Annotated in this window: 17 protein-coding genes and 1 pseudogene; 10 read left to right on the top strand and 8 right to left on the bottom strand. The window is 72.0% G+C overall.

Going from position 1 to position 17,835, the window contains the following annotated elements; translation table 11 throughout:
- Positions 1–59 precede the first annotated feature (59 nt).
- The 8 genes and pseudogenes from ABZ939_RS13005 (at position 60) to ABZ939_RS12970 (ending at position 9,373) form a co-directional block, all read left to right on the top strand.
- Complete coding sequence (locus ABZ939_RS13005) at positions 60–1,319, top strand: extracellular solute-binding protein (protein ID WP_361852740.1); 1,260 nt, start codon at positions 60–62, stop codon at positions 1,317–1,319.
- A pseudogene (locus ABZ939_RS13000) lies at positions 1,316–2,214 on the top strand (sugar ABC transporter permease). The gene ABZ939_RS13005 and the pseudogene ABZ939_RS13000 overlap by 4 nt, the downstream one beginning before the upstream one ends.
- Entirely contained in the window at positions 2,211–3,044 is an 834-nt protein-coding gene (locus ABZ939_RS12995; protein WP_361852737.1) for a carbohydrate ABC transporter permease, read from the top strand. The pseudogene ABZ939_RS13000 and the gene ABZ939_RS12995 overlap by 4 nt, the downstream one beginning before the upstream one ends.
- Before the next feature lie 9 nt (positions 3,045–3,053).
- Positions 3,054–4,556, top strand: coding sequence for a beta-N-acetylhexosaminidase (locus ABZ939_RS12990; RefSeq protein ID WP_361852734.1), 1,503 nt, complete (start codon positions 3,054–3,056; stop codon positions 4,554–4,556).
- Positions 4,553–6,010: a cellulose binding domain-containing protein gene (locus ABZ939_RS12985; RefSeq protein ID WP_361852731.1), complete on the top strand. Its 1,458-nt coding sequence runs from the start codon at positions 4,553–4,555 to the stop codon at positions 6,008–6,010. Before ABZ939_RS12990 ends, ABZ939_RS12985 begins: the two co-directional genes overlap by 4 nt.
- Before the next feature lie 232 nt (positions 6,011–6,242).
- Positions 6,243–7,493, top strand: a complete 1,251-nt coding sequence (locus tag ABZ939_RS12980; RefSeq protein WP_361852729.1) for an extracellular solute-binding protein — start codon at positions 6,243–6,245, stop codon at positions 7,491–7,493.
- Positions 7,494–7,631: 138 nt separating this feature from the next.
- On the top strand, positions 7,632–8,498 hold the full coding sequence (locus tag ABZ939_RS12975; protein ID WP_361852726.1) for a GNAT family N-acyltransferase: 867 nt from the start codon (positions 7,632–7,634) through the stop codon (positions 8,496–8,498).
- Complete coding sequence (locus ABZ939_RS12970; RefSeq protein WP_361852723.1) at positions 8,495–9,373, top strand: lysophospholipid acyltransferase family protein; 879 nt, start codon at positions 8,495–8,497, stop codon at positions 9,371–9,373. The genes ABZ939_RS12975 and ABZ939_RS12970 overlap by 4 nt, the downstream gene beginning before the upstream one ends.
- On the opposite strand, the gene egtD is transcribed toward ABZ939_RS12970, so the two are convergent.
- Genes egtD through egtA form a run of 4 tightly spaced genes read right to left on the bottom strand, consistent with a single transcriptional unit; the run spans position 9,268 to position 13,554 of the window.
- The gene (gene egtD, locus ABZ939_RS12965; RefSeq protein WP_361852720.1) at positions 9,268–10,233 is read right to left on the bottom strand and encodes an L-histidine N(alpha)-methyltransferase; all 966 of its coding nucleotides are present in this window, start codon (positions 10,231–10,233) and stop codon (positions 9,268–9,270) included. The two genes, ABZ939_RS12970 and egtD, sit on opposite strands and share 106 nt — an antisense overlap.
- A complete protein-coding gene (gene egtC, locus ABZ939_RS12960) occupies positions 10,230–10,982 on the bottom strand; it encodes an ergothioneine biosynthesis protein EgtC (RefSeq protein ID WP_361852717.1) in 753 nt (250 codons plus the stop codon). The genes egtD and egtC overlap by 4 nt, the downstream gene beginning before the upstream one ends.
- Positions 10,982–12,298, bottom strand: coding sequence for an ergothioneine biosynthesis protein EgtB (gene egtB, locus ABZ939_RS12955; RefSeq protein WP_361852714.1), 1,317 nt, complete (start codon positions 12,296–12,298; stop codon positions 10,982–10,984). The genes egtC and egtB overlap by 1 nt, the downstream gene beginning before the upstream one ends.
- Positions 12,295–13,554: an ergothioneine biosynthesis glutamate--cysteine ligase EgtA gene (egtA, locus tag ABZ939_RS12950; RefSeq protein WP_361852711.1), complete on the bottom strand. Its 1,260-nt coding sequence runs from the start codon at positions 13,552–13,554 to the stop codon at positions 12,295–12,297. Before egtA ends, egtB begins: the two co-directional genes overlap by 4 nt.
- 143 nt (positions 13,555–13,697) lie before the next feature.
- Between egtA and ABZ939_RS12945 the strand changes: the two genes are divergently transcribed.
- Entirely contained in the window at positions 13,698–14,522 is an 825-nt protein-coding gene (locus ABZ939_RS12945; protein WP_361852709.1) for a TIGR02452 family protein, read from the top strand.
- 4 nt (positions 14,523–14,526) lie between these two features.
- Here ABZ939_RS12945 and ABZ939_RS12940 read toward each other — a convergent pair whose 3' ends face one another.
- Entirely contained in the window at positions 14,527–15,024 is a 498-nt protein-coding gene (locus tag ABZ939_RS12940) for a type II toxin-antitoxin system PemK/MazF family toxin (protein WP_361852706.1), read from the bottom strand.
- A gap of 72 nt (positions 15,025–15,096) precedes the next feature.
- Between ABZ939_RS12940 and ABZ939_RS12935 the strand changes: the two genes are divergently transcribed.
- The gene (locus ABZ939_RS12935) at positions 15,097–15,261 is read left to right on the top strand and encodes a hypothetical protein (RefSeq protein ID WP_361852704.1); all 165 of its coding nucleotides are present in this window, start codon (positions 15,097–15,099) and stop codon (positions 15,259–15,261) included.
- Positions 15,262–15,387: 126 nt separating this feature from the next.
- Here the strand turns inward: ABZ939_RS12935 and ABZ939_RS12930 are convergent, their stop codons facing one another.
- The 3 genes from ABZ939_RS12930 to ABZ939_RS12920 all read right to left on the bottom strand — a co-directional run bounded on the left by ABZ939_RS12930 (position 15,388) and on the right by ABZ939_RS12920 (position 17,826).
- Complete coding sequence (locus tag ABZ939_RS12930) at positions 15,388–16,803, bottom strand: SPFH domain-containing protein (protein ID WP_361852701.1); 1,416 nt, start codon at positions 16,801–16,803, stop codon at positions 15,388–15,390.
- Between the two features lie 82 nt (positions 16,804–16,885).
- The gene (locus tag ABZ939_RS12925) at positions 16,886–17,104 is read right to left on the bottom strand and encodes a hypothetical protein (protein WP_361852698.1); all 219 of its coding nucleotides are present in this window, start codon (positions 17,102–17,104) and stop codon (positions 16,886–16,888) included.
- 14 nt (positions 17,105–17,118) lie between these two features.
- On the bottom strand, positions 17,119–17,826 hold the full coding sequence (locus ABZ939_RS12920) for an alpha/beta hydrolase (RefSeq protein ID WP_361852696.1): 708 nt from the start codon (positions 17,824–17,826) through the stop codon (positions 17,119–17,121).
- Positions 17,827–17,835: the final 9 nt, after the last annotated feature.

Here is a 17,835-nt window from a genome sequence, read left to right as displayed (position 1 = left end):
ACCTTCTGGTCACGCTTCTGACCACTTGACCAATTGGTCAATCATCCTTCGAGGTGCCCGTGAACATCCGCTCCCTCGCCGGCCCCGTCGCCCTCATGGCGACGCTGGCCCTGTGCGCCACCGCCTGCGGCACGACCGACGACCCCGCGACCGCAGGCGGAGCCGGGAAGGTCACCGTCTGGATCATGAAGGACAGCGTCACGGACGACTTCCTCACCCGCTTCCGCACCGACTTCGAGGCGACCCGCAAGGGCGTCACCCTCGACATCCAGATCCAGGAGTGGGACGGCATCGGCGAGAAGGTCACCGCGGCCCTGGCCAGCAACGACGCCCCGGATGTCATCGAGGTCGGCAACACCCAGGTCGCCCAGTACGCGGCGAGCGGCGGCGTCCGCGACCTCAGCGCCAAGGTCGCCGAGCTGAACGGGGCCGACTGGCTGCCCGGACTCGCCGAGCCGGGAAAGATCGACGGGAAGCAGTACGGCATCCCCTGGTATGCCGCCAACCGTGTCGTCATCTACCACAAGGAGCTCTTCGCCCGGGCCGGCATCAGCGCCCCGCCGAAGACCCGCGCCGAGTGGCTCACCGTCACCGCCAAGCTCAACAAGGGCACGACACAGGGCATTTACCTGCCCGGACAGAACTGGTACACCCTGTCGGGCTTCATCTGGGAGGACGGCGGCGACCTCGCCGTGCTGGCCGGCAAGGAGTGGAAGGGCGTGCTCGACACCCCGCAGGCCCTGGCGGGCATGGAGTTCTACCGGCGGCTCCAGGCTCTCGGCAAGGGCCCCAAGGACTCCGACGAGGCCAAGCCGCCGCAGGCCGATGTCTTCGCCAAGGGCGACGTCGCCCAGATCATCGCCGTACCCGGCGGCGCGAAGATCGTCGAACAGGCCAATCCGGCGCTCAAGGGCAAGCTCGGCTTCTTCCCGATCCCCGGCAAGGCGGCGGACAAGCCCGGCGCGGTCTTCACCGGCGGCTCCGACCTCATCGTCCCCGAGGCCTCCGCCCATCCCGACGCCGCGTACGAGGTCGTCAAGGCGCTCGCCGGCGAGAAGTGGCAGACGGAGATGGCCAGGACGATGAGTTACGTCCCCAACCGGACCTCGCTCGCTCGTGTGATCCAGGACGACGAGGGCACCGCGGCCATGGCCGCAGGCGCCGCGCAGGGCCGCGCGACGCCCAACTCCCCCCAGTGGGCCGCCGTCGAGGCCACCAACCCGATCAAGCAGTACATGACCGCCGTGCTCACCGGCACCGACCCGGCGCAGGCGGCCAAGTCCGCGTCGGAGAGCATCACCAAGACCCTCGGCTCGTGAGCGGGCCGCGTCGCGGGGCCCTCTGGCCCTACCTCCTCGTCGCCCCGACCGTCCTCGGCGGCGCCCTGCTCCTCGCCTACCCTCTGGTCCGCAACCTGCTGATCTCCTTCCAGCACTACGGAATGGGCGAACTGATCCGGGGCGGCGCCGCGTTCGTCGGCCTCCGGACTACCGAACGGTCCTGGCCGACCCGGAGTTCTGGGAGGTTGTCCGGCGCACCTTCTGGTGGACCCTCGTCAACGTCGTCCTGATCATGGTGATCGGCACCCTCGTCGCCCTCATGATGCGCCGGCTCGGCCGGCGGATGCGGATCCTGGTCACGAGCGGGCTCGTCCTCGCCTGGGCCAGCCCGGTCATCGCCACCACCACCGTCTTCCAGTGGCTCTTCGCCTCCCGCCTCGGCATCGTCAACTGGGTCCTCGTACGGCTCGGGTTCACCTCCTTCGAGGGGTACTCCTGGCTCGCCGACGGCACGGCCGCCTTCACCGTCCTCGTGCTGCTCGTGGTGTGGCAGTCGGTCCCCTTCGCCGCCATCACCCTGCACTCGGCCCTGCTGACCGTCCCCGAGGAGCTGTACGAGTCGGCCCACCTGGACGGAGCCGGGGCCTGGCGGATCTTCCACTCGATCACCCTGCCGCTGCTGCGGCCGATCTTCGGTCTGGTCCTGTGTCTCGAAGTCATCTGGGTCTTCCGCTGCTTCGCCCAGATCTGGGCCGTCACCCGGGGCGGGCCCGGCGAGGCGACGACCACCCTGCCGGTCTACGCGTACCGGGTCGCCCAGTCGCTGCACCGCTACGACCTCGGCGCGGCCGTCTCGACCCTGACGGTCCTCATCCTCGTCGCCGTGCTGATCGCCTACTTCCGCCAGATGCTCCGGCAGGAGGCCGACCGGTGAAACCCCGCTCCCTGCGCCGACTCCCCTTGAACACCGCCGCAACGGCCGTCTTCGTCCTGGCCGTCTTCCCGGTGTACTGGATGGTCTCCACCGCCTTCAAACCCACTCCGGACATCCAGGCCGAGACCCCCGTCCTCGTGCCGACCTCCCTCACCCTGGAGCACTTCGCCCACGCCGTCGAGGCGGACGGGTTCTGGCTCTTCTGGCGCAACAGCCTGATCGTCACCGCCGGGTGCGTGCTGCTCGCGCTCGTCGTGGCGCTCGGCGCCGCCTTCGCCGTCGCCCGGATGCGCTGGCGGGGCCGGCGAGCCTTCGTCCTCATGGTGTTCATCGCTCAAGTGGCGCCGTGGGAGGCGTTGTTGATCCCGATGTACGTCATCGCCCGGGACGCCGGCCTGCTCGACCGGCTGGCCACGCTGACCCTGATCTACTTCATGATCACTCTGCCGTTCACCATCGTCACCCTGCGCTCCTTCCTCGCCGCCGTCCCCGCCGAGCTCGAAGAGGCCGCCCAGGTCGACGGCTGCACCCGCGCCGAGGCCTTCCGCCGCGTGACCCTCCCCCTTCTCGCCCCCGGGCTGCTGGCCACCTCGCTCTTCGGCTTCATCACCGCCTGGAACGAGTTCGCCTTCGCCAACATGCTCATCATCAAGAACCAGGACGACCGGACCCTGCCCGTCTGGCTCTCCTCCTTCTCCAACGTCTTCGGCACCGACTGGGGCGCCACCATGGCCGCGTCCACGCTCTTCGCCCTGCCCGTCCTCGTCCTCTTCCTGGTCCTGCAGGGCCGGGTCGCCGCCGGAACGACCGGCGGAGCCGTGAAGGGATAGCGCGCCGCCATGCCCGTGCCCCAGCTCGTCCCGCAGCCCACCCAACTCACCGTCCTGCCAGGCAGGTTCACCTTCGACGCCACCACCGCACTCAAGATCGCCCCCGGTGCCCGAGGCGCCGCCGAGCTGCTGCGCACCCTCCTCCGGCCGGCCACCGGGCTCCGGCTGCCCGAGCGCCCGGACGGCCCCGTCGTCCTCGCACTCGACCCGGCCCTCACCGGCCTCGGAGACGAGGGGTACGGACTCACCGTCGGCCCCGAGGGAGTCCTGCTGCGCGCCGCCCGCCCCCGGGGCCTGCTCGCCGGTGTCCAGACACTCCGTCAACTCCTGCCCGTCCAGGTGCTTCTCAACGAACCCGTCACCGGTGTCGAGTGGTCGGTGCCCTGCGTACAGATCACCGATGTACCCCGGTTCTCCTGGCGCGGAGCCATGCTCGACGTCGCCCGGCACTTCCGTCCCGTCCGCTTCCTCCGGAGGTACGTCGATCTCCTCGCCCTCCACAAGCTCAACGTCCTTCACCTCCACCTCACCGACGACCAGGGCTGGCGCATGCCGGTCGCCGCCCGCCCCCGGCTCACCGAGATCGGCGGGCTCCCGCACGGCGGCGCCTACACCCGCTCCGAACTCGCCGGTCTGGTCCGGCACGCGGCCGAGCGGGGGATCACCGTCGTGCCCGAGATCGAGATGCCCGGTCACGCCCGAGCAGCCCTGGCCGCATACCCCGAACTCGGCAACCGCCCGGACCGCACCCTCGGCGTCTGGGACCGCTGGGGCGTGTGCGACACCGTCCTCGGCGTCCACGACGGGGTCCTCGACTTCTGCCGCGAGGTGCTCGACGAGGTGCTCGACGTCTTCCCCTCGCCCCACGTCCACATCGGCGGCGAGGAGTGCCCCACCACCGAATGGCACGCCTCATCCGTCGCCCGCCGGCGCGTCGCGGAGCAGGGACTCGACGGCCCGGACGCCCTGCACGGCTGGTTCATGGAACAGGTCGGCCGCCATCTCCTCGACGCGGGACGTCGGCCGCTCGGCTGGACCGAGACCGGCGCCGACCTCCCCCCGTACTTCACGGTCATGCCCTGGCGGGACACCTCCCACGGACGCACCGCCGCCCGCCGCGGCCATCAGGTCGTCATGGCGCCCCACCGCTCCACCTATCTCGACCACCCCCAGTCGGCGAGCCCCGACGAGCCGCCGGGCCAGCCGGGTGCCGTCGTCGACCTGCGCGCCGTCCACGACACCGATCCCGCCCCCGCCCACTGGGGCGCCGAGGAGACGGCGCGGGTCCTCGGCACCCAGGCCCAGCTGTGGACCGAGTACGTCCCCACCGCCGCGCACGCCGAGTACCTGACCTTCCCCCGCCTCTGCGCCCTGGCCGAGACCGCCTGGACCGGGCGCCGCGACTGGCCCGGCTTCCAGGCCCGGCTGCACCACCACCGGACCCGGCTCGACACCCTCCGGGTGCCGCGCCGCCTTTCCCCCACCTCCGTCCAAGGAGAGGAATCCTCATGAGTACCCGAACGACGAGTGTCCAGCCGGCCACCGGCCGACCGACCGGCGCCGGCCTGCGGATACGCGCCGCGCTGGCCGTCGCCGCCGTGACCGGCCTCGGTGCCACCGCGCTGACCCCCCTCCCCGCCGCCGCGGCCGGCGAGGCCGTGACCGTCCAGTACCGGCAGAGCGCCACCGGGAGCGACCAGGTCGAGCCCTGGTTCAAGGTGGTCAACACCGGTTCGTCGAGCATCCCGTTGAGCCAGGTGAAGGTGCGGTACTACTTCAAGGCCGACGCGGGAGCCTCGTACACCTACGCCTGTTCCTGGGCCGTGAAGGGCTGCGCCAACCTCACCGGCACCTTCGGCACCCTCGCCCACCCCACCGCCACCGCCGACCGCTATCTGGAGGTCGGCTTCACCGCCGGCGCGGGCAGCCTCGCCCCCGGCGCCGACACGGGCGACATGCAGTTGCGCTTCCACCGCTCCAACTGGCAGCCGCTGAACCAGAACGACGACTACTCCTTCGGCCCGAGCCAGACCACGTACGCGAACTGGAGCAAGGTGACCGCCACCGTCGGTGGCGTCCAGGTCTGGGGCACGGCCCCCGCGGGCAACGAGCCCACTCCGACGCCGACGGATCCGACCACACCGCCGCCCACCGGCGGGCCCGCGCTCTTCGACGACTTCGACTACACCGGCCACACCGACCCGGCGATCGCCGCCCACGGGTGGAGCGTGCGCTCCAACTCCGGCGGACCGGGGGTGCCCGGCGCCACCTGGGCGCCCGAGAACGTGACCTTCGCCAAGGAGGGCGCCAACTCGATCATGAACCTGAGGACCTCGACCGCCGGCACCGCCGAGTCCACCCGGCAGACCGAGATCCTCACCCGCTCCATGAAGTTCAGGAACGGCACCTACGCGGCCCGGGTCCGCTTCTCCGACGCGCCGCTCTCCGGACCGGACGGCGACCGCCTGGTCCAGACGTTCTTCACCATCAACGACCTCAAGGCGCCGATGGCGGACGACTACGCCGAGTACGACTTCGAGTACCTGCCCAACGGCGGCTGGGGCGAGCCCGCCAACATCCTCTACACGACCTCGTGGGAGACCTACCGGCCCGATCCCTGGGAGGCCGTCAACCAGCACTCCGAGGTCCGGGCGAGCTACGCCGGCTGGCACGACCTCGTCCTGACCATCGACGACAGCTCGATCGTCTACTACGTCGACGGCCAGGAGTTCGGCCGGCACGACGCCCGCTATCTCCCCGAACGCCCGATGTCCATCAACTTCAACCAGTGGCTGATCGATCTCGCCGGACAGAGCTCCACGACCGCGCGTGCCTACGACCAGAAGGTCGACTACGTCCTGCACGTGAAGGACCAGGTGCTGACGCCGGCCCAGGTGGCCGCCAAGGTCGCGACGTACCGCTCGGCGGGCACGGCCTTCGAGGACTCCGTCCCGGCCGTCCCGTAACGCCCACAGGCCGCGGCCGGTTCCGACCCCACCGGCCCCGCGCCTACCGGGGGTAATGGGCAGGCGTGCCCGGCGCGCCTGCCCGGAACCGGATCGTCCAGGGCTTGACCAACTGATTGGTCCAGACCAGAATCCAGGCCACATACCCGCGCGAACACGCTGTTCGGTCCCCCCACGACGGGTCAGCTCCCCATGCCGCACTCCATGTCATGGAACGCAGAAGGTGACCTACGTGAAGAACCGCCATCTCGTCTGTCCCCTGGCCGCCGCCACCGCCCTCGCTCTCGCGGGCTGCGGGCTCCTGCCAGGCGACGCCGACCAGCACCGCACGGTCAACGTCTGGCTGATGCGCGACAGCGTCAGCGAGGACTTCCTCCAGCGCTTCACCGTGGCGTACGAGGCCGAGCACGAGGGCATCGAGCTGGAGTTCACCATCCAGGAGTGGACGGGCATCGGCAAGAAGGTCACCGAGGCGATCAGCGGCACCGGAGGGCCCGACGTCATCGAGGTCGGCAACACCCAGGTCGCCCAGTACGCGGACACCGACAAGCTCTACGACCTCACCCTGGAGTCCGTGCGCGACCTCGGCAGCGAGGACTGGCTGCCCGGTCTCGCCGAGCCCGGCCGTATCGGCGGGTCCCAGTACGGCATCCCCTGGTACGCCGCCAACCGCGTCGTCATCTACCACAAGGACCTCTTCGCGCAGGCAGGCGTCACCAAGCCGCCCGCGACCCGGGCCCAGTGGCTCGACGACACCGAGAAGCTCAACCGCGACGGCACCCAGGGCATCTACCTCGCCGGACAGGACTGGTACACCCTCGCCGGGTTCATCTGGGACGAGGGCGGCGAGCTCGCCGAGGACAAGGGCGGCGAGTGGACCGGCGCCCTGGACAGCCCGGCCGCGCTGCGCGGCATGGACTTCTACAAGGAGCTGCAGTCGCTCGGCTCCGGGCCGAAGGACGCCGACGAGCAGACCCCGCCCCAGGCCGAGGTCTTCGCCAGGGGCGATGTCGCCCAGATCATCGCCACCCCCAGCGCCGTCGCCGCCATCACCAAGGCCAACCCGGGACTCAAGGACAAGCTGGGCTTCTTCCCGATACCCGGCAAGAAGGCCGGGCAGCCGTGCGCCGTCTTCACCGGCGGCTCCGATCTGATCGTCCCCGAGAACGCGCCCGAGCGGACGGCGGCCATCGACGTCGTCAAGGCCCTGGCGGGGGAGAAGTGGCAGGCCGAACTCGCCCGTGCCATGAACTACGTCCCCAACAAGACCTCCCTCGCCTCCGTCGTCGAGGGCCAGGAGGCCACCGCCGTCATGGCCGTCGGCGCGGCCCGCGGCAAGGCCACACCCAACTCCCCGCAATGGGCCGACGTCGAGGCGTCGAACCCGATCAAGCCGTACATGACCGCCGTCCTCCAGGGCGACGACCCGAAGCAGGCCGCCGGCTCGGCCTCGGAACAGATCACGCAAGCCCTCGCCGAATAGCATTCAGCGACCGCACACCCGCGATCCCCCGAACGGTCATGTCGAATCCAGCCGGTCACGGAAGAAGTAGGGAGCCGGACCACCGCGCACGCGGTCCGGCCCTCACCGTCCCCCTTCCGTACGCCGGAGGAGCCCGACATGCCCGCACCGTCGCCCGCAGCCGCCGCGGCCCCCGCTGTCCCCGTCCCCGCCGGTCTCCCCGTCACGGCCGCCCCGTTCGCCGGGGTCCCGGCCCAGCCGCAGCCCCGGTCCGCGGTCCGGTCCGCCGAGGAGGAGCCCCGCTACGTCGTCACTCTCGCCCGCACCCAGGAGGAGGTCCGCGCCGCGCAGCGGCTGCGTCACCAGGTCTTCGCCGGTGAGATGGGCGCCCGGCTCGACGGCCCCGAGCCGGGCCTCGACACCGACGCCTTCGACGCGTACTGCGACCACCTGCTGGTACGCGAGGAGGCCACCGGCGAGGTCGTCGGCACGTACCGCGTCCTGCCGCCCGACCGCGCCCGGATCGCCGGACGCCTCTACTCCGAGAGCGAGTTCGACCTCGGCAGGCTCGCACCCGTCCGGGACGACCTCGTCGAGGTCGGCCGCTCCTGCGTCCACCCCGCCCACCGCAACGGCGCCGTCATCGCCCTGATCTGGGCCGGGCTCGCCCGCTACATGACCCGCACCGGCCACAACTGGCTGGCCGGCTGCTGCTCGATCCCGCTCGCCGACGGGGGCACCCTCGCCGCCGCCACCTGGGACACCGTCAAGGCCAAGCACCTCGCCCCCGAGGAGTACTGGGTCACCCCGCACAAGCTCTGGACCCCCGACGGCGTCACCCGCCCCGAGGGCCGCGTCGAACTCCCGCCGCTGCTCCGCGGCTATCTGCGGCTCGGCGCGTGGGTCTGCGGCGCGCCCGCCCACGACGCCGACTTCGGCGTGGCCGACCTCTACGTCCTGCTGTCGCTGCGCAACACCAACCCCCGCTACCTGCGCCACTTCCTCTCCCTCGCACCGGCGCAGTGACCGGAACCGGCTCCGTCTCGCCCTGGCTGCCGGCCTCGCCGTGCGCCCCCGACCCCTGCGCACGGAACACGGGTCGGGCCGCCGGGCCCCTACGGGCCGTGGCACGGCTGGCCGCGGGCGTCGCCGCCGTCCTCGCCGGGGTGCTGCTCGCACCCCTGGCGGCCCTGCTGCCGGCGGCCGGCCGGCGGGCGCTCGTCCGCCGCTGGTGCCGGCTGGTGATCCGGGCCTTCGGCGTCCGGCTGAAGGTCACCGGAGTCCCCGTCCCCGCCGAGGGACCCCTGCTGATCGTCGCCAACCACATCTCGTGGCTGGACATCCCCCTCGTCGCCGCCGTCCTGCCCGGCCGCATGGTCGCCAAGCGGGAGATCCGGACCTGGCCGGTGCTCGGGCCGGTCGCGGCGCGGGGCGGCACCCTCTTCATCGACCGTGACCGGCTGCGGGCCCTGCCCGCCACCGTCCGCTCGATGGCGCGGGCGCTGGCGGGCGGGGGCCGGGTGATCGTCTTCCCGGAGGGGTCGACCTGGTGCGGCCGGGGCGGGGGCGCCTTCCGGCCGGCCGCGTTCCAGGCCGCCCTCGACGCCTCCGTCCCTGTCCAGCCGGTACGGCTGGAGTACCGGCCGACCGGACCCGCCGCGTTCGTCGGGGACGATCCGCTCGCCGCCTCGCTCTGGCGGATCGCGGCCGCCCGCGGACTCACCGCGGAGATCCGGATACTGGATCCGATATCCAACGTCCAATATCCGGACCGCCGCGCCCTGGCCTGGGCGGCTCAGCGGGCCGTCGCCAGCGACAGCGCGAACCGCCCCTCCTCGTCCGTCCACCAGCGGGTCAGCTCGAGCCCGGCCTCCGCCAGCTCCGCACGCACCCCCGCCTGACGGAACTTCGCCGACACCTCCGTCCGTACTTCCTCACCCGCCTCGAAGGGCACCACCAGATCCAGCTCGGGAATCTTCACCGTGAGCGCGTGGCGCGCCCGCAGCCGCATCTCGATCCACTCCCGCTCGCGGTCCCACAGCGCCACATGGTCGAAGTCCTCCGGCTGCACATCCGCGTCGAGCTCGCGCGCGATCACGGCCAGCACGTTCTTGTTGAACTCCGCGGTCACCCCGGCGGCGTCGTCATAGGCGGCGACCAGCGTCGCCTCGTCCTTCACCAGGTCCGTGCCGAGCAGCAGGGCGTCGCCCGGCGCCAGCATCGCCCGCACCGAGCGCAGGAACACCCCGCGCTCGGCGGGCAGCAGATTGCCGATCGTGCCCCCCAGGAACGCCACCAACCGCGGACCCGGCGTACCGGGCAGCGCGAGCCCACGGGTGAAATCGGCGACCAGGGCGTGGATATGGAGCCCGGGCCGCTCCGCGAGCAGCGCCTCGGCGGCACCCGTCAGCGCCGATTCGCTCACGTCCACCGGCACGTAGCTGTCCAGCTCGGGCAGGAGCGCGTCGATCAGGAACCGCGTCTTCTCGGAGGAGCCGGAGCCCAGCTCCACCAGGGTCCGCGCCCCCGTCGCCGCAGCGATGTCATGGGCCCGGGCGATCAGGATCTCCCGTTCCGCACGGGTCGGGTAGTACTCCGGGAGCCGGGTGATCTCCTCGAACAGTTCACTCCCGCGCGCGTCGTAGAACCACTTCGGCGGCAGCTCCTTGGGTATGCGCGTCAGGCCGTGCAGGACATCGGCGCGCAGATCGGCGCCGGTGGCGTCCTCGGGAAGGGTGCGGGTCATCTGGAACGGACTCACGAGGAGGGCTCCTTGAGCGAGGTGAGGGTGACATCGGCGCGGGTGGCGGTCAGCAGAGTGCGATCCGGCACCTCGCGCCAGAGCGGATCGTCGTCGTACGGCTCCGAGGCCACGACCGTGCGGTCGGGACGCCTCAGGTACCACAGGGAGTTCCCCCAGGTCGTCGCGGTGATCGCGGTGCCGTCGGTGAGCAGGAGGTTGAGCCGGGACTCCGGGTCGGCCTCGGCGACCTCCCTTACGGTGTCGGCGAGCGCCGCCCCGGGCGCGTCACCGGCCCGCAGCCGGTGCAGTACGAGAGCCCACACCAGCGCCGAGTCCGTGCGGGCCTCCATCGCGAGCAGCTCCCCGGCCGTCAGGGCCGCGGCCGGGCCGGTCAGCGAGTCGGGCCAGCCCGCCACCGCTCCGTTGTGACTGAACAACCACGGACCCGCCGCGAACGGGGCCGCCGCGGCCTCCCCGTCCGCGCCCGGCCGGGTGGCACCCCGGACCGCCGCGAGCAGCGCCTTCGTGCGCACCACCCGCCCGAGATCGGCCAGGGAGAGATCTCCCCAGATGGGGGCGGCCCGGCGGTAGCGGGCCGGCACCGGATCGCCCTCGGCGTACCAGCCGACGCCGAAGCCGTCCGCGTTCACCAGTCCGCTGCTCTGACTGCGCGGCTGCCAGGCCTGCCGCTCCAGGGAGTGCGGCGGCCGAAGCAGCAGCTCCCCGAGCGGCACGGGCTCACCGACGAAGGCGAGATGGCGGCACATCAGGCGAGCTCCGCGTCCCGTGCGGTCCGGAACCCGGAGAAGATCTGCCGGCGCACCGGGAGGTCCCAGTTCCGGAACGTCCCCCGGCAGGCCACCGGGTCCACCGCGAACGACCCGCCCCGCAGCACCTTGTGCGCCGGGCCGAAGAAGACCTCCGAGTACTCCTTGTACGGGAAGGCCGTGAAACCCGGGTACGGCAGGAAGTCGCTGGACGTCCACTCCCACACGTCCCCGATCAACTGCCGTACGCCGAGCGGCGAAGCACCCTCCGGATAGCTTCCGGCCGGAGCCGGACGCAGATGCCGCTGGCCGAGATTGGCGTGCACGGGCGCGGGGTCGGCATCGCCCCACGGATAGCGGCGCGAGCGCCCGCTCGCCGGGTCGTGCCGGGCCGCCTTCTCCCACTCGGCCTCGGTGGGGAGCCTGCGTCCGGCCCAGCGGGCGTAGGCATCGGCCTCGTACCAGCTGACATGCACCACCGGCTCGTCCTCGGGCACCGGCTCCGTCACACCGAACCGGCGGCGCAGCCACTGCCCGCCGTCGCGCCGCCAGAACAGCGGAGCTCCGATGTCGTGCTGCCGGATCTGCGCCCAGCCCTCCGCCTGCCACCAGCGCTCGTCCGTGTAGCCGCCGTCCGCGACGAACGCCATGTAGGCGCCGTTGGTGACGGGGACGGTGTCGATGAAGAACGCCGGGACGACCCGGGTGTGCGCCGGGCGCTCGTTGTCCAGCGCCCACGCCTCGTCCGAGGTGCCCATCGTGAACGACCCGCCGGGGACCAGGACTTCGGCAGCCAGCGGGCCGATGTCCGTGACCGGCGGCGGGGGAGCGGTCAGCGCCCGAGGTCCCTTCCTCAGCTGATGGGTGATCAGCATCGTCTCGTCGTGCTGCTGTTCGTGCTGGGCGATCATCCCGAAGGCGAACGCCGACTCGATCAGCGGCCGGCCCTCCAGCGGGGTGGCCGCCAGGATGTCCAGGACCCGACCGCGGACGTCGGAGGCGTACGCCCGGGCCTCCGCCGGAGGCAGCAGGGGCAGGGACGGGCGGCTGGCGCGCGGGTGCTCGAAGGCGTCGTAGATCGAGTCGATCTCCGGGCGCAGCGCGTCACGCCCCGCCACGGCCCGCCACAGCCACTGCTCCTCCTGGTTGCCGATGTGCGCCAGGTCCCACACGAGCGGGGACATCAACGGAGAGTGCTGGGCGGTGAGTTCGTCGTCCTCGACACAGGAGGTGAGCAGCGCGGTCCGCTCCCGGGCGGTGGTGAGCGCGTCGAGGGCCCGCCGCCGCAGGGCCGAGGGATCCGTCGTCACGGTCATGACGCCACCTCCTGGAGTTCGTCGGCGGGACAGCTGCCGGGGAGTACGTACCGTTCGTGGAAGGCGGCCACCGCCCGCTCCACGGCGGGGCCGGCCCCGATCCGGGGGAGCGCCTCCAGCGCGGCGGGGAACGCCACCAGGGCGGCGGCGTGCAGATCGGGGTCGGCGAGCCCGTCCCGGGCGGCGGCCAGCCAGAGCGGATTGCGTGGCGCCGCCTGCGAACCGGCCCGCTCGGCCAGGGGTTTGACCGCCCGGTAGACCAGCTCGGTGGCCTCCGGGTCCTCGAAGAGCGCCGTGGTCACGGCCACCGGCACGATCCAGCCGTCCGGACCGGGCTGGGCGTCGATCATCCGCAGCTCCAGATGCCCGCGCGGTCGCACGGGCGGGAAGAGCGTGGTCAGGTGGTAGCGCAGATCGTCCTCACCGGCCGGGCGGGGACGGCCGGTCCGCAGCCACTCCCGGAACGTCAGCCCCTCCGGCACCACCCACGGGGCGTCCTCACCGCGTATGCACATCACCGGGGTGTCCAGCACATGCGCCGCCCACGCCGCGCGGGGCTCCCCGTCCGGGGCCGGCGCGAGCGCCAGGGCGGGGTCGAGATCGGTCCACAGCGCCTGCCGGGTCGACCGCCAGCCGGTCCGGCGGCCGCCGTGGACGGCGGAGTTGGCGAACGCGGCCACCAGCACCGCGCCCAGCAGATGGGCCAGTTGCCAGCGGCGGTGGTAGCCGAGCGGCCCCGGCTCCTCGTGACCGGCGTCCAGACAGATCTGCACCGACGCCGAGTCGCACATCATGGCCCGGCCGGCGGGTCCCGTACGGTCGAGCGCGGCCTCCATCGCGTCGTACCGGGGCTCGCGCAGCAGCCGGTCCCGCGGCGCGTGCCAGGGATCGACCCCGTAACCGCTGAGGGAGAGTCCGAGCGGGGCGAGCGCGCCGCGTACCGCCCGGAGATCGGCCGAGAGGGTGTCGAGGCACCCCATGAGCGAGTCGGCGGGCGGCGAGCTGAGCTCCAGCTGTCCGCCGGGTTCGAAGGTCAGTGCCGAGGCCAGCGGCAGGGACCGTACGGTGTCGATGGCCGAGGCCAGCCGCTGCGGGCGGACGGGGAGCCGCGGGTCACGCAGCTCGTGGACGAGCCATTCCACCTCCACCCCGACCACGCGGGGTGGGCCCGTCTTGAAGCAGATACATCGCAGCAGGTCCTCGGCCTCGTCCTCGGTGAGGGCGGGGCCGCTCTGCGGTATGCCGCTCGACGACATGTCGTTCCTCCTGTTCGGAAGGCGCTGATTCCACCTAAAGCCACCGCCGTCAGGCGTGCAAGAGCGCCCCTTCGGTCACACGGTGAACATCGCGACGAATATTCCGTTGCCCGGGAGGAGCCGATTCGATCAAGCTTGCGGGCATGAGTGCACGACTGCGGGGGATCGCGAAGCAGACCGAGGAGATCGTCGAGGCGGGCCGCTACCGCGCCCCCGACGGCCGGACGGTCTCGATCGAGGCGGAACTGACCGCCGCGGTGGCCGGAACCAGGCTCTACGGCCCCGAACCCGTCGCCGTCGCCCCGGACACCGACCGGACCGCCGTCATCACGGTCACCGACGAGAGCAGCCTCGTCGCCGCCCAGCGGCTGACCAGGGCCGACGCGGCCCCGGTGGCCGTCCTGAACTTCGCCTCCGCCCGCAACCCCGGCGGCGGCTATCTGAACGGCGCCCAGGCCCAGGAAGAGGCCGTCTGCCGGGCCTCCGCCCTCTACACCACGCTTTTGCGCGCCCCCGAGTACTACGAGCACCACCGGGCAGCGCGGGACGCCTTCTACACGGACCGGGTGATCCTCTCGCCCGGCGTGCCGGTCTTCCGCGACGACCGCGGCGGGCTCCTGAACGAGCCGTTCACGGTCGGCTTCCTCACCTCGCCCGCACCCAACGCGGGCGTGATCCGTCGGCAGACCCCCCAGCTCGCCGGCCGCGTCCCCGCGGCCCTCGCGACCCGCGCCGAACGCGTCCTGGAGACCGCCGTGGCCGGCGGCTACCGCCGGCTCGTCCTCGGCGCCTGGGGCTGCGGCGTCTTCCAGAACGACCCGGCCGAGGTCGCCGGCGCCTTCCGGGCGCTGCTGACCGGCGGGGGCCGGTTCGCCGGACACTTCGACGAGATCGTCTTCGCGATCCTCGACCGCACCAGGGACCGGGCGACCCTCGGCGCGTTCCAGCGGGTCTTCTCGGGCGCCTGACCGGCTACGACCAGCCGTAGCGCTCGATCAGCCGCTCCACGAGCCGGTCGAAGCGCGCCCGGTCCAGGGCGCACGCCTCGCGCCTCATACCCGCCTCGTGCACCCGCAGTACACGATCGAGGTCCACCCAGGACTCGCGACGCGCGCTGTCCCAGGCACCGACGCCGATCGCCACCCTCCCCCTACCTTCGGCCGGGGGTGCCCCCATCTCGCTCCGCTCGCCATCGTGATCGTGCCGCTTGCTGGACAACTGCACGGCGAGGAGCGTCCCCGCCGGCTCCCGGGCCACCACCAGGACCGGACGGTCCTTGCCCCGCCCGTCGTTCTCCTCGAAGGGCACCCAGGTCCACACGATCTCCCCGGGATCCGGGGCGCCGTCGCGGTCGGGGGCGTAGGACGTGCGGACAGGGCCGATCGCGTGGGGGTCGGCCTCGGTCGTGGAGTACTGGAAGGTTGTCACGGGGACCACCGTAGAGCCCGCCGGGCACGCGTTCCCTGACATGCGGTGTTCGTACCCGCGTGCGAGGCTGAAATCGGCCCCAGCGTCCGAGTTCCGGCTACAGGAGGCACGATCGTGGGCAAGAAACAGACCCGGGTGAACCGCGGTGCCCGTACGGGCGGCCACGAGCACAGGACCGAGGCGACGGCGAAGGAACAGACACCGGTCGTACGGGAGACTCCACGGCCGATCATCGAGCAGGTCTCCCACAAGAAGGAGCGGAAGTTCGGCCACAACTGACCTTCAGGTCACGACTGACCTCCCGGTCACAAGTGCCCTCCGGTCACCACCGGCCTTCCGCGGACGCACGACCGGGGCCCGACGCCGGTACGGCGCCGGGCCCGGCCCTCTGCTCGTGCCGCGCGGCTACTCCTGGTCGTCGCCGACCGGGATCGCCTCCGTGCGGGGAGCCGGCGCCACGCCGTTGACCGAAGGCGCGACCGCCGGACGGCCGTCCGGATTCATGGTGGCGAGCAGCTGACGGGCCAGGCCGAGACCCGTCCCGCCCATGGTCAGCGCCTTGGCGAACATCTCCGCCATCCCGTCGGCGCCGTTCAGCAGGACCATCTGGTCCACGTTGCCGAAGGCGGACGCGCCCGCCTCGACGATCTCCGGCCACCTCTCGGCCAGTTGCTGGGCGACCACGGCCTCCTGGTTCTCGGCGAGCGCCGCCGCCCTGGCCTTGATCGACTCGGCCTCGGCGAGCCCCTTGGCCCGGGTCGCCTCGGCGATCGCGAGACCCTTCGCCTGCTGGGCCGCCGCCTCCGCCTCACCGGTCAGCCGGGTCGCCGTCGCCTGGGCGGCACTGGCCAGCTCGGTCTCCTTGGCCTCCGCCTGCGCCGCCGAGATCCGGGCGTCGCGCTCGGCCTCGGCCCGGGTCCGGGTCTCGTACGCCTTAGCGTCCGCGGGCTTGCGGACGTCCGCCTGGAGCTGCTGCTCCTTGCGGTGCGCCTCCAGCTCGGCGACCCGCGTCTCCTGGACGACGACCTCCTGACGCGCCCCGGCCTCGGCCAGCGGACCGGCCTGCCGCGCCTTCGCGGACGCCTGGTCCCGCTCGGCCTGGTAGCCGGCCTGCAGGATCTCGCTGTCCCGGGTGGCCTCCGACATCCGGGCCGCGGCCTGCTGTTCGGCCTCGGTCGCCCGCCGGTTGGCCTCCGCCTGCGCGATCCGGGCGTCGCGCTGGACCGCCGCCGCGTGCGGCGCGGCCAGGTTCTTGATGTACCCGGTCGGGTCCTCGATCTCGTGGATCTGCAGCGAGTCGACGATCAGGCCGAGCTTCTCCATCTCCGTGCCACAGGCCGAACGGGCCTGCCCGGTCAGCTTCTCCCGGTCACGGATCATGTCCTCGACCGTCAACCCGCCGACGATGGCGCGCAGATGACCGGCGAAGACGATGTGCACCCGCTCCGACATCAGCTTCTGCTGGTCGAGGAAACGGCGGGCGGCGTTGGCGATCGACACGAAGTCGTCGCCGACCTTGAAGATCACCACACCGCGGACCTTGAGCGGAATGCCCTGGTGGGTGACGCACTCCACCTGCAGCTGGGTCTCGTTGAGGTCGAGCGACAGCTTCCGTACCGCCTGGACGCCCGGCAGCACGAGCGTGCCGCGCCCGGTGACGATCCGGAAGCCCATCCCCTCGCCGAGCCCCTCCATCTTGTGGTTGGAGCCGGAGATGATGAGCGCTTCGTTGGGTTCCGCGACGCGCCACATCAGTTTGAACAGTGCGATGAGAACGAGGACGGCGCCGACCGCGCCGCCCGCCAGGATGCCGATGCCCATGGGCAGCTCCCCCTTCACCGGAGCCGTGCGGATCCGGTGAAGGGAGTGTGCGCCTCCTCGCGGCCGGCGCTCAATGGATCGGTCAACTGTCGTACGCGGCTGTGACATAGACGGTGCGTGGAGGGAGATGTTCCATGACCATCACGACCGTTCCGGTCTCGATCCGCTCCTTGGCGTTGGCGGGGTGGGCCAGGAAGTGCTCGGCGCCGCCCCGGATCCGGACGATCACCTCACCGACGAGGCCCGGTCCGACGGTGCCGGTGACCCGGCCGAGCATTCCGACCATCGAGACGTCGTCCATGAACAGAAGGTACGTCAGATCCAGCCCTCCAGGGCGGTCATGAACCCCTCGAAGTCGTCCCGGTGGATCGTATGACCCGCGCCGACGACCGTACGGAGTTCAAAACCGCGCTCCTTGAGCATCCGGGCGTTCTCGGGAGCGACCAGGAAGCTCGGGTCGGCCAGCGTGACCAGCGAGGGGACGAGCGGTCGCACGGGCCACAGGTCCCGGCCGACGACGTCCACCAGACCGTGGGCGGTCCGCTCGTCCCAGAGCTGCAGCGTCTCGAACTCGATGTCGAGATCCTCCTCCGCCCAGCGGGGGTTGAGGATCCGGATGTGCTCGCGGGTGAGGGACTTGCCCTGGGTGAACAGCTCCGGGCGGTAGCCCCCGTCCCCGGCCGGCAGATGCCAGGCGGGGTCGGAGTAGACCGCGCGGCGCGGCGCGAGCCGCTCCACGGCGGCCGCGAGGGCCAGCCCGCCGAGCGAGTGGCCCACCGCCAACTCGGCCCCGGTGGGCAGGGTTTCGGCGAGGTCGTCGGCGTAGTCCCACGGCGTGTAGCCCTCGGGGCCTTCGGCGCGTGGACTCGCGCCGTGGCCGCGCAGGTCCACGGCGATCACCCGGTAGCCGCGCTCGGCCAGGGCCGGTCCGACCCGCCGCCAGGTGCGGTGGTCGGCCATGATGCCGTGGATCAGGAGCGCGATCCGGTCACCGGATCCCCAGGTGGTGGTGTTCAGTCGCACGTCGATGCC

It is taken from the genome of Streptomyces sp. NPDC046712, assembly GCF_040645695.1.
Lineage (GTDB): Bacteria > Actinomycetota > Actinomycetes > Streptomycetales > Streptomycetaceae > Streptomyces.
This window is presented reverse-complemented; position numbering and strand designations above follow the sequence as displayed.